This window comes from Epilithonimonas pallida (genome assembly GCF_900182975.1).
GTDB lineage: Bacteria > Bacteroidota > Bacteroidia > Flavobacteriales > Weeksellaceae > Epilithonimonas > Epilithonimonas pallida.
Genome location: NZ_FXUO01000003.1, coordinates 235039 through 249495, shown reverse-complemented (window position 1 = coordinate 249495; position 14457 = coordinate 235039). Strand labels below are relative to the sequence as shown.

Genomic DNA, 14457 nt, shown 5'->3' with positions numbered 1-14457 from the left:
ATTGATTTATTATAAAATTATCAATGCAAAAAATCTCAATATTCTGGTTTCGGAGAGACCTTCGTTTGGATGACAACAAAGGCTTGTCCGAAGCGTTGAAAGCTGATGAAAAAGTAATCCCCATTTTTATTTTTGACAAAGATATCCTTGACCTTCTCGAAGATAAATACGACCGCCGTGTAGATTACATCCATCAAGCTGTCGAAAGAATCAATAACCAATTGCACGAGATTGGAAGTTCATTCTTGACATTCTATGGAATACCTTTGGATATTTTCAAACAATTACAAAAAGAATATGATATCCAATCGGTTTATTGCAACAGAGATTATGAACCTTCGGCAATCAAAAGAGATGACGAGGTTAAGGATTTTCTCCATTCAAAAAACATTGAGTTTATCGATTTCAAAGACCAGGTGATTTTTGAGAAAAACGAAGTTGTAAAAGATAATGGCGAGCCTTACACGGTTTACACACCTTTTTCTAAAAAGTGGAAGAAATTGCTTTCAGAAAAGGATTACAACACAAATAATCTGAAGAACGACCAATTTCAAAAACTACCAAAAAAGAAAATCTTAACCTTAAAGGAAATCGGATTCGAGAAAACAGACTTGGAATTTGAAGAGCCAAAACTGGAATCCAAAATCATTGATGTTTACGATGAAAACCGAGATTTTCCAGCTTTGGACGCCACAACACATTTGGGAATCGCTTTGAGATTTGGAACAATTTCGATTCGGAAGTGTGTGAAATTTGCTTTGAGTCATAATGAAACCTGGCTTAATGAATTGATTTGGAGAGAGTTTTTCATGCAGATTCTTTTTCACTTTCCGAAAGTGGTGAAGCATTGTTTCAAGGAAAAATATGAAGATATCCAATGGCGCAACAACGAATCTGAATTTGAAAAATGGTGCAAAGGCGAAACAGGTTATCCAATTGTAGATGCGGGAATGCGGCAACTGAACCAAACCGGGCGGATGCACAACAGAATCCGGATGGTGGTGGCAAGTTTCGTTACAAAACACCTCCTGATTGACTGGCGTTGGGGCGAAGCTTATTTTGCTAAGAAATTATTGGATTATGATTTGTCCGCCAACAACGGAAATTGGCAATGGGCAGCAGGTTGCGGCTGCGATGCAGCGCCTTATTTCAGAGTTTTCAATCCGGATGAGCAAACAAAGAAATTTGATAAGGATTTGAAATATATCAAAAAGTGGAATCCTGATTTTGAAAACAGTGTTCTGAATAACAGAATTGTGGAACACCAATTTGCGAGAGAAAGAGCTTTGGCAGTCTATAAGAAAGCTTTGAGCTGATATTTTTCTCAATCACAAAAGACACAATAGTTTTTTTATAAACACTTAAGTGAATTATTTGATTTTTGATTTAGTTCACATAAGAGCACTTTAGTTTTTGGAATTTTGATTTTTGAGTTTTGTTAATTTTTATGATTTGATAAATCTTGGATTGGATGACAAAATCCATAGCCCCGATTGACTCTTTCTTTTTATAATTATTTAATGGAATCGCCGAAACTTCGTTTTGTAGTGGAAATCCAGCAGCGAGACTGCGGAGCAAGGAATTGCAACGGAAAGCAGGTTCCCGATTCCTAAAAATTGAAAGTTTAAAGTTCTATTCTTAAGGTTTTTAGATTTTTTAATCCAAGCTATTGAACATTGAACTTTTTTTGTATCTTTGCGCACTTAATATTTAATCGGGACGTGATCCCACAAATTTAAAATTTATGTCAGTAAAAATCAGATTACAAAGACACGGATCAAAAGGGAAACCTTTTTTCCACATCGTGGTTGCAGATTCAAGAGCTAGAAGAGATGGTAGATTCATCGAGAAACTAGGAACTTACAACCCAATTACTAACCCTGCAACTATCGATTTGAACGTTGATTCTGCTGTAAAGTGGTTAAACAACGGAGCTCAGCCAACTGATACTGCAAGAGCTATCCTTTCTTACAAAGGTGCTTTGTACAAAAAACACCTTCAAGGTGGTGTTGCCAAAGGTGCTTTTGACGAGGCTGAAGCTGAGAAGAGATTCGCTGCTTGGGTTGAGGCTAAAGATGCTAAAGTACAAGGAAAAGTTGAAGGTTTATCAACGGCTAAAGCTGATGCTAAAAAAGCAGCTCTGGAAGCTGAAGCAAAAGTAAACCAGGCAAGAATTGATGCTGCTGCGAAAGCTGAGGCTGATGCAAAAGCTGATGAAGAGGCTGCTAACGCTCCTGCTGAGGAAGTTGCAACAGAAGAAGCTGCTACTGAAGAGCCAACTGCTGAGGCAGAAGGAACTGAAGAAACTCAGGCTTAATTCTTTAACAAAAGATACAAAACAAAGACACGAAGTTTTCGTGTCTTTGTTGTTTAAAAATTCATCATCGGAAATAATGAAAAAAGAAGATTGTTATTTTTTAGGAACGATTACCAGAACACACGGATTACAAGGGAATGTTATCTTAAAACTAGACACAGACCAACCTGAGATGTACAACAAACTGGAATCGATTTTTGTGGAAGTCAATGGTTTACTAGTTCCTTTTTTTGTGGAGAAACAATCCTGGTCCAAAGCAGACACCAAAATTATTTCTTTCAAAAATTCTTCCGAAGCCTTGGTGAATCAATCGCTTGGAAAAGGTGTTTATCTTCCACTTTCTACTCTACCGCCATTGACCGGGAAAAAATTCTATTACCACGAAGTGATTGGTTTCGAAATCCGTGAAGCTGATGGAAAAACTTGTGGAAATATTGTTTCTATCAATGACCAGACCGCTCAGAATTATTTCATCCTTGACCTTGCCGGAAAAGAAATCATCATTCCGATTATCAGAGACTGGATTCTGGAAGTGAATCGTGAAGAGAAATTCATCAAGATGTTTTTACCAGAAGGTTTGATGGATGTTTTCTTAATCCCTTCGAAAAAAGACGAGTAAGTTTTAAAGATTTTCTTCCCATTTATAAAATCCAAAAACGACAATTTTATTTTCGTGGGGCAAAATTTCATAAACAATCAGGTAACCTTTTATGACAAGGTCTCTGATATTCTTGTCATCAAAAAAGATGGATATCCTATTTTTCTTAGGATTATCAGAAAGTTTTCTTATTTCTTGAAAAACCAGTTGATTGAACTTTCTGGCTGCTTGAGGTTTATCTTTTGAAATGTATTGAATCTGTCTTTTAAGTTTATCCCGGAAACTTGAAGTAATTTCAATTTTCATTTTCAGAAATAAAATTCTTTATTTCCTTTTCAACATCATCAATATCCAAAAGCTCTGATTTTCCAGATTTGTAATTAGCATAATCTTCTTGAATCTGACCATTCAAATCATTAAAATTAGCATTAGTTTTATTTTCCAAAACACTATCTACATATCCCAAAACTTGCTCTAAAATACTTTTGGGAGCACCTTTAAGTTTTTCTGTAATTTCCTGATATATAGATTTTTCTAAAGCAGTCATCATTGTAGAATTTCATCAAAGTTAAAAATAAAATTTAAGATTGAATCAAAATCACTCGTTCAAAACAGAAGGCAACAGATACTCCTGAACAATTTTATCAACCTGAGAATGTGCATAAGGTCTGTTATAAGCTTTTGCAGTGATGACCATTACAATTGGAATTTCTTTAAAAATGATAATTTTGTTTCCGCCATTTCCGCTAGATTGATAAGATTCAAAACTTTTGTCGCCAACTTTATAAATCTTTCGCCAGAACAAGTAACCGTAACCTTCTGATTCTTTGTTATCAGCAAAATAGTTAGTAAAGGTTTTCTGAATCCAATTCTTTTCCAAAATTCTTTTCCCGTTCCAAGTTCCGTTATTTTTATAAAGCTGCCCGAACTTGGCAAAATCCAAAGCTCGCATTCGTAATCCACCTGCTAAAGAAGGTTTGTTTTGAGGTGTGAACTGCCATTTGTAATTCGTAATGCCAAGTGGTTGGAATAGTTTTTTGTCTGCATAATCCTTTAAACCTTTAGGAACCGATTTGTCCAGAATATCTCCGGAAACAACAACACCAGCTGTGAAATAATGCCAAGTTTTTCCAATCTTATTTTCAGTCATTGGCAAATCCAAAGTAAATTTGACCCAATTATCCGTTGGATACATATTTTCCTCGTTACCCGCAGAATCATAATCTTCATCGTTCCCGTCAAAAGCAGAACTCTTTGTCAATAAACTTTTAAGCGTAACACTATCTTTTTTCAGAGAATAATTTTTGAATCGTTTCAAATCATAAAAATCTTTCAGAGTTTGATTTTCATTTTTGATATAACCGTCTTTAATTGCAATTCCCATCAAAGCTGAAGAAAAGGATTTCCCGACCGAACGCGTGTCATTTAAGCTGTCTCTGTTATAACCGTTGAAATATTCTTCCAACAACAATTTTTCATCTTTAATCACAACAATTCCCGTTATTTCCCTGAATCTGTTTTCAGCAATTTTCTGATTGAGAAGTCTGATTTTCTCTTGGTTGATTTTTTCATTAGAAATTTGCCAACCACTATTTTGTTTGATTTTTTGAACCGCAACTTGTTCTTCAGAAACATCTTTTTTCGGAACAATTAATTGAATTTCGCCTGATGCAATCACATTTCCAACTTTCAGAGTTGAAGTTTTCAAATATGGTTTGATTTCGATTTTCAAAGTATGATTTCCGACTTCCAAAGCGTCCATTCCGCCATTTGCAAAGAAAAACCTCATCCAAAGATATCTTCCCCATGAATCTTCATTTTTCGTATTCAGAAACGGAATTCTGAAATTGGTTTTAATTTTTTTATCTTCCATTTTTCCCGCTCCGGAATTAAGATTTTCGGTATAAACCAATTTTCCGTCAACATAAAAATTGAATTGGTAATTTCCTTTTTTAAGCAACTCATCAACAGTCAAAGAATCATCAAGCTGATAAAGATAATTGACCAAAGAATTATCCAGGAAAACCCTGATTTCAAAATCTTTATCTTCCTGAAAAGTCATTGTTTTAAGAAAATCAGATTCCTGGAGATTGTCAATTGAAATTACTTTATCTAAAAACAGAATTTGATTCAAATGCTTTTTCTGAATGGGATTTTCGATTTTTTCAGGCTCAACGATATTTTTAGTTTGACTTTGAGAAAATCCGAATACAAAAATCAGGAGAAATAAAAAAGTTGATTTCATTGTAAATTTTATCTGACAAAATTAAACTTTGACTTTTGAAAAAAATAGAATGAAATTAACATCGTTGTGATCCACAAAGACACAGAGATTTTCACAAAGAACACAAATTATTTTAATATTTGACGAAGTCAAACCTTGTGATCTTTGTGTTATGAAAATAAGCTTTTGTGTCTTTGTGGTAAATCAGAGTTTTTTCAGAATATTTCTATATTTCAAAGGTGTAATTCCTACATTTTCTTTAAAACACCGGATAAAATGGCTTTGATCAGCAAATCCACATTCCAAAGCAACTTCGCACAAAGAATCATTTTGATTAAGTAAAATCAATGATTTCTCGACTTTAAGTTTTCTGATATATTCTCCCAAGTTACACTGAAAATATTTTTGAAAATCACGACTCAAATGCATCGGATGAATGTTCAGAGTTTTTGAAAGTTCGGTTAAATTCAACTTTTCCGTAAAACTCTCGTGAAGAATTTCATCAATCTGATTGACCCAAATCGGTTTCTTTCCAGAGGAACTTTTCTGATTGGACAATTGGCTAAAAAGATTCAATAAAGTTTGATTAATGCTTAATTCAAAAGAATTATCATTCAATTTTGATTCTTTGAAAATCTGATAAATCAATAATTTGAAAGCAGGATTTTTGATCTTAAAGCTGCCTTCCATATTTTCTTTCGAAACATGAAATTTCTCAAACCATTCTTCTGTAATTTCGATATGGAAACCCCGCGTAAAAATGTCCGGTTTGATGTTGTAGTGCGCGTCTTCCCAATGATGATAAAGCAAAGTTCCGGCAGAACAATCGTGGATTTCTTTCTTGTTCCCTTCCGTCATATTTCCCTGAAGCAGAAAAGTGAAATAAGGATTCTCGTGATAATGCCAATCGACATAAGGATGCGTGTATTCTGTGTCCGTAATGGTCAATCCATCGAAGTTGAGCTTTTCATTGGTCCGTCCAAAAAATTCGCCATTACGAAGTGTGTTCATTTTTTGAATTTAAAATAAATATCGGGATTTACATCAAATAAACAAATTTATATTTAATTCGATATCAATATGGTAGTATTTATACATTCAGGTTGTCTTTTTTTTCTAAATTTGCACTCACTAATTTTAAAGAAGGAACTTTACAAAGTTTATACGATGAAAAGACAGACGATTAAAGACTTATTAGCAGATTACAAAAAAGTTTTGCATCACGACATTACCGTTCAGGGTTGGGTTAGAGCGTTCCGTTCTAACCGTTTTATAGCTCTTAATGACGGTTCTACAATCAATAATCTGCAAGTGGTTGTAGATTTTGAAAATTTCGACGAAGAAACTATCAAGAGAATCAATACTGCTTCGTCTTTGAAAGTTGTAGGTGAAGTGGTGGAAAGTCAAGGTGCAGGTCAAACTGTAGAAATCATCGCTAAGAAAATCACTGTTTTGGGAGATAATTTCTTTGACGAATTACAGGCAACCATTCTTCAACCTAAGAAACACAGTTTGGAAAAATTGCGTGAACAAGCGCATTTGAGATTCAGAACCAATTTGTTTGGAGCAGTTTTCAGAGTGCGACACGCGGTGAGTTTTGCGATTCACTCCTTCTTCAATCAAAATCAGTTTTTCTACATCAATACGCCTGTAATTACAGGAGCTGATGCAGAAGGCGCTGGTGAAATGTTCGGCGTTACCAACTTCGACCTTAATCAAATTCCAAAAACAGAAGAAGGCGAAATAGATTTTTCTCAGGATTTCTTCGGTAAAAAAACTAACCTGACCGTTTCCGGACAATTGGAAGGCGAAACTGCGGCAATGGGATTGGGAAGAATTTATACTTTCGGACCAACGTTCCGTGCAGAAAACTCGAATACAACACGTCACTTAGCTGAGTTCTGGATGATTGAGCCGGAAGTGGCTTTCAACAATTTGGAAGATAACATCGATTTGGCAGAAGATTTTCTGAAATATGTAATTAAATATGTTTTGGATAACTGCAAAGACGATTTGGATTTCCTTGACAAACGTTTTGCCGAAGAACAAAAATCTAAACCAGAAAAAGAAAGAGCAAAAGAAGGTCTTATCGAAAAGCTGGAAAATGTGATTGCGAAGAGATTCAAAAGAGTATCTTATACAGAGGCGATTGAGATTTTGCTGAATTCTAAAGAAAATAAAAAAGGAAAATTCGTTTATCCTGTTGAAAAATGGGGAACCGATTTGCAGTCTGAGCACGAGAGATTCTTAGTAGAAAAACATTTCGAAAGTCCGGTTGTTTTGTTCGATTATCCGAAAGAAATCAAAGCATTCTATATGAAACTGAACGATGACAACAAAACGGTTGCAGCAATGGATGTCCTTTTCCCTGGAATTGGTGAAATTATCGGTGGTTCTGAAAGAGAAGCGAGACTGGATGTTTTGAAAAAGAAAATGGCAGAAATGCACGTTGACGAAGAAGAACTTTGGTGGTATCTTGACACTAGAAGATTCGGTTCAGTTCCGCACGCCGGATTTGGTTTAGGATTGGAAAGACTGGTTCTTTTTGTAACAGGAATGACCAACATCAGAGATGTAATTCCTTTCCCGAGAACACCGAAAAGTGCAGAATTCTAAGAATCATTCAGACAATAAATAAAAGCAAAATTCCTTCAATTAAAACTGAAGGAATTTTTTTATGAATATCAATAAAATTTAAAATCATTAGATTTGAAAATATTAAAAATAAATCTTTAATGAAAAAGTTAAGCATTTACCTGATAACAGTCGGCGTCACCTTTTATGTTGGCAGTACTGTCACGGCACAGAACAGAACCGCAAGCCAGAAATCCGTACAAACCAACACGTCAAAAGATGAAGGCATCAACCTTTCCTATATGGACAATAGTGTGAGACCTCAGGATGACTTCTATAATTATGTGAATGGCGGCTGGATGAAAACCGCTGTGATTCCTTCTGACAAGCCAAGTTGGGGTTCTTTCAACGCTTTGAGAGAGGATGTGGATGTGGCATCTTTGGATATTCTGAACAAGGTGCTTTCGGAGAAATTTGCACCCAATTCGGAAGGCGAAAAAATTCAGGCACTGTACGGAACTTTCATAGACTGGAAAAAACGAAATGCAGAAGGTATCAAGCCTATTCAATCACAATTAGGAAAAATTGACGCCATTAAAAACGTCAAGGATCTACAAAAATATCTTATCGAAGCTACACCTTCCGGAGATAATCCTTTTTATGGATGGCGAGTTAGTGCAGATATGAAAAACTCCGTAATGAATGCGGTTTATCTGGGTGGACCAAGTTTAGGTTTAGGCAAAGATTACTATCAAAAAGTAAATGATGCCAATACCAAAACTTTAGCTGAGTATAAAAACTACGTTGCCAAACTTGAGACGGTTTTGGGCAACAAAAATCCTGATGCAACAGCTCAGCAAATTGTTGATTTCGAGAAAAAACTGGCACAAGACCTTTTGACTCTGGAACAAGGTCGTGATGCGAATTTGCGGTACAATCCGAAAACCGTTGAAGAATTAAAACCTTTGGTGAAAAACATCAACCTTCCGGATTATCTTAAAACGGTTGGCGTTAACACAGACAAAGTGATTATTGGCGAATTGAAATATTATCAAAATATGGATTCTTGGATGACCGACAACAATATCGGACTCATCAAAGAATATATGAAGTATGACCTTCTGAATAACAATGCAGGCAATCTGGACCAGAATCTGGACAATATCCGCTTTGATTTCTATTCCAAATATCTGCAAGGTCAGCAGGAGCAGCGTTCTATGGAAAAACGTGGGCTTGGAGTAATCAACGGCGTTTTAGGAGAAGCTTTTGGAAAACTTTACGTTGAGAAAAATTTCCCAGCGGAAGCCAAGCAAAAAATGGAAACGTATGTAGATTACATCAAAAAATCATTCAAACTCCATATCGAAAATCTTGAATGGATGTCGCCAGTAACCAAGGAAAAGGCATTGGAAAAATTATCAAAATTCAAAGTGAAAATCGCTTATCCGGACAAGTGGAAAGATTATTCAAAATTAAATCTTAAACTCGCATCCAATGGCGGAACCTACTTTGATAATCTCGAGAAAATCACAGAGTGGACATATGCGAAGAATCTGGACAAAGTAGGAAAACCGGTAGATAAGACGGAATGGGGAATGTCGCCACAAACCGTGAATGCCTACTACAGTTCTTCGAATAACGAAATTGTCTTTCCGGCAGCGATATTGCAACCGCCGTTTTTCAATTTCAAAGCCGATCCTGCTGTTAACTTTGGCGGAATCGGTGGTGTTATAGGTCACGAGATTTCTCACGGATTCGATGACAGCGGTTCCCGTTTCGACGGCGATGGAAACCTGAACAATTGGTGGACAGACAGCGACAGAAAGAACTTTGATGAAAAAGTGGGACAGCTGGCAGCGCAGTATGATAAATACGAACCAGTGAAAGGAAGTTTCGTGAATGGAAAATTCACTAGTGGAGAAAACATTGGAGATTTAGGCGGAATTAATGTTGCTTACACAGCTTTACAAATGTATCTGAAAGACCACGGAAATCCTGGAAAAATTAGCGGTTTGACACAAGATCAAAGATTCTTTATGAGCTGGGCAACCGTTTGGAGAACCAAATCTACAGACAAGTATATGACCAACCAGGTTAAAACCGATCCGCATTCGCCGGGATATTACAGAAGTTTTGGACCACTGGTGAATATGGATGCATTTCAAAAAGCATTTGACATCAAGCCTGGAGACAAATTGTACGTAGCTCCGGAAAACCGAATCAAAATCTGGTAAATAAAAAACCTTCAGACCGCAATCTGAAGGTTTTTTATTTTACTAACTATTTAACTTAAAAGTAATACATCAAAAATCGTGCTAAACTTGTTGTTTTTAAAAAATATTTTTCTAACTTCGTAAAGTTGATCATTAAATTGACAATTGAAAAATTATGCTAAAGCAAAATCTACAACTTAAACTCGGTCAAAAACTAGCGCCTCAACAGATCCAATTGATGAAGCTGATACAACTTCATACTTTGGAGTTTGAAGAGGAATTGGAAAGAGAACTGGAAGAAAACCCCGCTTTAGAAAAAGTAGCGGATGAAAATGCGGAAGAAGACTATTCCAAAGCAGACGAAGAATACGAAAGTGAGGGCAATGAAAGTATCGAAACAGATTTTGATGTTGATGAGTATCTTTACGATGACGAACCAAGCTATAAAACCGCAAGCAGTAATTATTCCGCCGATGATGAAGAATTTGACAATCAGTCCCTTTTAACAGAAGGTCAGACACTTTACGATTATCTCTTGGAGCAAATTCGGCTTTCTAATATTGATGAAGAAGATTTGAAAATTGCAGAGTATATTATCGGAAACCTTGATACAGATGGCTACCTTAGAAGAGAAATCAAATCCATCGTTGATGACCTAGCATTCTCACAAGGTATATATACAACCATCGAAAAAGTAACAGATATTCTTGAAAATTATGTTCAAAAACTGGATCCCCCAGGTGTCGGAGCAAGAGATCTTAGAGAATGTCTTCTTTTGCAGATCGAGAAAAAAGTAAGCTCTGACTCCGCGGTAATTTTAGCAGGAAACATCCTGCGAAATCAGTTTGATGCATTAGCAAATAAGCATTACAATAAGATTCTTCAGAAGTATGACATCGAAGAAGAGGATCTGAAAGAAGCTTTGGACGAAATCTCAAGATTATCACCAAAAGTTGGAGGAAACTTTGATACACAAACGATCACTATTAATCAAGAGATTATCCCGGACTTTGTGATTCAAATCAAAGACAACCAAGTTATTCCTTCTTTGAATAATAAAAATGCGCCGACTCTAAGGGTATCTGAAGAATATAAAGAGATCCTATCAACTTATTCTCACGATAAAAATTCTGCAGAACATAAGCAGGCAGCACTTTTCATCAAACAAAAACTGGATGCTGCAAAATGGTATATTGATGCAATCAACCAAAGACAAAATACACTACTGCAAACTATTACTGCGATTGTAAAACTTCAGAAAGATTATTTCCTGACCGGCGACGAGAAAAATATCAAACCGATGATTCTGAAAGATGTTGCTGACATTACAGGCTTCGATATCTCGACCATTTCCAGAGTCGTAAAAAGCAAATATGCAGACACTCCTAACGGAATTGTTTATCTTAAAAACCTGTTTTCTGATTCATTAACCAATGATGATGGCGAAGAGGTTTCTACAAAAGAAATCAAGCAACACCTTCAGGAAGCTATAGACAAGGAAAATAAGAGAAAACCTTATACTGATGACGCTCTTGTGGGAATCCTCAAAGAAAAAGGTTACAACATTGCAAGAAGAACAATTGCAAAATACCGCGAACAACTGAATATCCCGGTAGCAAGATTAAGAAAAGAATTATAAATCCAACCTCGAATTATTTCGAGGTTTTTTATTGATTTTACAAACAGAGTATTATAAATTTTGAAACATTCGTTAACATTATTTTAACGTTATTTAGAAAGATTACAAACTATATTTTTCTGACATTTCTCAATGTTATATCACTCAACTATTTTCTAAATTTGTGAAAATTCAAATAACAACAGAATTATGGCAGGTATTACGTCTTCTATAGGCAGAAAATATGCTATGGCACTTTCAGCAATGTTTTTGCTGATTTTTTTGGTGATGCACTTGTCCACCAATTTTATTTCAATCTTCAGCGAAGATGGATTCAACACGGCATCTCATTTTATGGGATACAATCCTGCCGTTCAGTTTTTGATGCAGCCAATCCTGATTTTTGCAGTGGTTTTCCATTTTGTAATGGGCTTTGTTCTGGAAATCAAGAACAATAATGCACGACCTGTAAAATATGCGATGAACAATGGTTCTGCAAACTCTACATGGATGTCCAGAAACATGTTGATTTCCGGCGCTGTTATTTTAGCATTTTTAGCTTTGCATTTTTATGATTTTTGGTATCCGGAAATCAGTTATAAGTATATCCAAGGGAACAATCCTGATGAGTTGAGATATTGGGAAGAATTGCACCACAAGTTCCATGATATATGGAGAGTTGTTCTGTATGTAATTGCTTTCGTATTATTAGGCCTGCACTTAGCACACGGATTCCAGTCTTCTTTTCAATCTATAGGAGCAAGACATCCAAAGTATACGCCTTTTATCAAAGCATTTGGAAATTGGTACTCCGTTATCATTCCGCTTGGATTTATCATCATTGCAATTTATCATTTCGTTACTCAATAATATAAAAGTTAATTATGGGTTTAGATTCAAAAATTCCTGCTGGTCCGCTTAAGGACAAATGGAAACATCATAAAGATCATATGAACTTGGTTGCTCCAAACAACCGAGACAAAATAGATATCATTATTGTTGGGACAGGATTAGCCGGCGGTTCTGCTGCTGCGACTCTTGCTGAACAAGGCTATAATGTAAAAGCATTCTGTTATCAGGATTCTCCTAGAAGAGCACACTCAATTGCAGCTCAGGGAGGAATCAATGCGGCTAAGAATTATCAGGGCGACGGTGATTCAACTTACAGATTGTTCTATGACACGATCAAAGGTGGAGACTACCGCGCAAGAGAAGCTAACGTTTACAGATTAGCTGAAGTTTCTGCTAATATTATCGACCAGTGTGTTTCTCAGGGAGTTCCTTTCGGGAGAGATTACGGTGGTCAGCTAGATAACCGTTCGTTTGGTGGGGTTCAGGTGAAAAGAACATTTTACGCAAAAGGACAAACGGGACAACAGCTATTGTTAGGTGCATACTCTGCAATGAGCCGTCAGATCGGTAAAGGCAGAATCAAGATGTACAACCGTCATGAGATGATGGACCTTGTAATTGTTGACGGAAAAGCAAGAGGAATCATTGCAAGAAATCTTGTAACCGGTGAGATCGAAAGACATTCAGCCCACGCAGTTGTTATTGCTTCCGGAGGTTATGGAAACGTATATTTCCTTTCTACCAACGCAATGGGATCCAACGTTTCTGCAGCCTGGAAAATTCATAAAAAGGGAGCCTATTTTGCAAACCCTTGTTACGTACAGATTCACCCGACTTGTATTCCGGTTCACGGAACTCAGCAGTCTAAACTGACTTTGATGTCAGAATCTCTTAGAAACTCAGGAAGAATCTGGGTTCCTAAAAATATCGAAGATTCTGTTGCCATCAGAGAAGGAAAACTTAGACCTGAAAATATTAAAGAAGAAGACAGGGATTATTACCTTGAAAGAAGATATCCTGCTTTTGGTAACCTGGTACCAAGAGACGTTGCATCCAGAGCTGGTAAAGAAAGATGTGACGCAGGTTACGGAATTGAAAATAACGATACGAAAGAAGGCGTTTACCTGGATTTCTCTACAGAAATCATGAAAAAAGGTAAAGAAGCCGCTATCGAAAAACATATCCATAATCCAACGGAACAACAGATATACGATCTTGGTAAAAAGTGGATTGAAGAGAAATATGGTAACTTATTCGTAATGTACGAGAAAATTACCGCTGATGACCCTTACAAAACGCCAATGAAAATTTATCCTGCTGTACACTACACAATGGGTGGCGTATGGGTAGATTATAATTTGCAATCTACAATTCCCGGATGTTTCGTAATCGGAGAAGCTAACTTCTCAGATCACGGTGCTAACAGATTAGGAGCTTCTGCTTTGATGCAAGGTTTGGCAGACGGATATTTCGTCTTGCCTTATACAATTGCTGATTATCTTTCTGCTGACATCAGAACTGGTAAAATTCCGACAGAATCTGCAGCCTTTGACGATGCAGAAAAAGAGATTAAAGATAAGATCAATTTCTTCTTAACTAATAAAGGAACGCATTCAGTTGACTATTTCCATAAAAAACTAGGCCACATCATGTGGAATAAAGTGGGAATGGGAAGAACGCCTGAGGGCTTAAGAGAAGCCATCAAAGAAATCGAAGAAGTAAGAAAAGACTTCTGGCAGAATGTAAAAGTTCCCGGTGAAGCCGATAATCTGAATCCTGAATTGGAAAAAGCTTTCAGAGTTGCTGACTTCCTGGAACTAGGACAACTGATGGCAATCGATGCGCTTAACAGAAACGAATCTTGTGGAGGACACTTCCGTGAAGACCACTCTACTCCGGATGGAGAGGCAAAACGTGATGATGTGAATTACAAATATGTTGCCGCCTGGGAATATAAAGGTATGGACATCAATGCCGAAGTAATGCACAAGGAAGAGCTTGTGTATGAAAATATCGAAGTTAAAGCAAGAAGTTACAAATAATCTCCATTCAAAAATATAT

12 protein-coding genes are annotated in these 14457 nt (G+C 36.5%); 8 read left to right on the top strand and 4 right to left on the bottom strand.

The features are described from left to right. The first annotated feature begins 23 nt into the window (after positions 1 to 23). The 3 genes from QOL71_RS07250 to rimM all read left to right on the top strand — a co-directional run bounded on the left by QOL71_RS07250 (position 24) and on the right by rimM (position 2936). Positions 24 to 1316 (top strand): cryptochrome/photolyase family protein, encoded by a 1293-nt coding sequence (locus QOL71_RS07250; protein WP_283416272.1) that lies wholly within the window; start codon positions 24 to 26, stop codon positions 1314 to 1316. Positions 1317 to 1744: 428 nt separating this feature from the next. After that, the gene (locus QOL71_RS07245; RefSeq protein ID WP_283416271.1) at positions 1745 to 2317 is read left to right on the top strand and encodes a 30S ribosomal protein S16; all 573 of its coding nucleotides are present in this window, start codon (positions 1745 to 1747) and stop codon (positions 2315 to 2317) included. Between the two features lie 76 nt (positions 2318 to 2393). Further along, positions 2394 to 2936 carry a ribosome maturation factor RimM gene (gene rimM, locus QOL71_RS07240; protein ID WP_283416270.1) on the top strand — a complete coding sequence of 181 codons (543 nt, stop codon included), beginning with the start codon at positions 2394 to 2396 and terminating at the stop codon, positions 2934 to 2936. A gap of 3 nt (positions 2937 to 2939) precedes the next feature. On the opposite strand, the gene QOL71_RS07235 is transcribed toward rimM, so the two are convergent. The 4 genes from QOL71_RS07235 to QOL71_RS07220 all read right to left on the bottom strand — a co-directional run bounded on the left by QOL71_RS07235 (position 2940) and on the right by QOL71_RS07220 (position 6150). Next, positions 2940 to 3221: a type II toxin-antitoxin system RelE/ParE family toxin gene (locus QOL71_RS07235; RefSeq protein WP_283416269.1), complete on the bottom strand. Its 282-nt coding sequence runs from the start codon at positions 3219 to 3221 to the stop codon at positions 2940 to 2942. After that, the gene (locus QOL71_RS07230; RefSeq protein WP_283416268.1) at positions 3211 to 3465 is read right to left on the bottom strand and encodes a hypothetical protein; all 255 of its coding nucleotides are present in this window, start codon (positions 3463 to 3465) and stop codon (positions 3211 to 3213) included. The genes QOL71_RS07235 and QOL71_RS07230 overlap by 11 nt, the downstream gene beginning before the upstream one ends. Before the next feature lie 48 nt (positions 3466 to 3513). Further along, positions 3514 to 5160 (bottom strand): serine hydrolase domain-containing protein, encoded by a 1647-nt coding sequence (locus tag QOL71_RS07225; RefSeq protein ID WP_283416267.1) that lies wholly within the window; start codon positions 5158 to 5160, stop codon positions 3514 to 3516. A 183-nt stretch (positions 5161 to 5343) separates the two neighbouring features. Beyond that, complete coding sequence (locus QOL71_RS07220; protein WP_283416266.1) at positions 5344 to 6150, bottom strand: helix-turn-helix domain-containing protein; 807 nt, start codon at positions 6148 to 6150, stop codon at positions 5344 to 5346. 156 nt (positions 6151 to 6306) lie between these two features. On the opposite strand from QOL71_RS07220, the gene asnS reads away from it, so the two are divergent. The 5 genes from asnS to QOL71_RS07195 all read left to right on the top strand — a co-directional run bounded on the left by asnS (position 6307) and on the right by QOL71_RS07195 (position 14438). Continuing rightward, entirely contained in the window at positions 6307 to 7755 is a 1449-nt protein-coding gene (gene asnS, locus QOL71_RS07215; RefSeq protein WP_283416265.1) for an asparagine--tRNA ligase, read from the top strand. A gap of 119 nt (positions 7756 to 7874) precedes the next feature. Further along, on the top strand, positions 7875 to 9947 hold the full coding sequence (locus QOL71_RS07210) for a M13 family metallopeptidase (RefSeq protein ID WP_283416264.1): 2073 nt from the start codon (positions 7875 to 7877) through the stop codon (positions 9945 to 9947). Positions 9948 to 10101: 154 nt separating this feature from the next. Beyond that, positions 10102 to 11565, top strand: coding sequence for an RNA polymerase factor sigma-54 (gene rpoN / locus QOL71_RS07205; RefSeq protein WP_120213943.1), 1464 nt, complete (start codon positions 10102 to 10104; stop codon positions 11563 to 11565). Positions 11566 to 11754: 189 nt separating this feature from the next. Then, complete coding sequence (locus QOL71_RS07200; RefSeq protein ID WP_283416263.1) at positions 11755 to 12414, top strand: succinate dehydrogenase cytochrome b subunit; 660 nt, start codon at positions 11755 to 11757, stop codon at positions 12412 to 12414. A gap of 14 nt (positions 12415 to 12428) precedes the next feature. Then, positions 12429 to 14438, top strand: coding sequence for a fumarate reductase/succinate dehydrogenase flavoprotein subunit (locus QOL71_RS07195; protein ID WP_379953374.1), 2010 nt, complete (start codon positions 12429 to 12431; stop codon positions 14436 to 14438). Positions 14439 to 14457 lie beyond the last annotated feature (19 nt).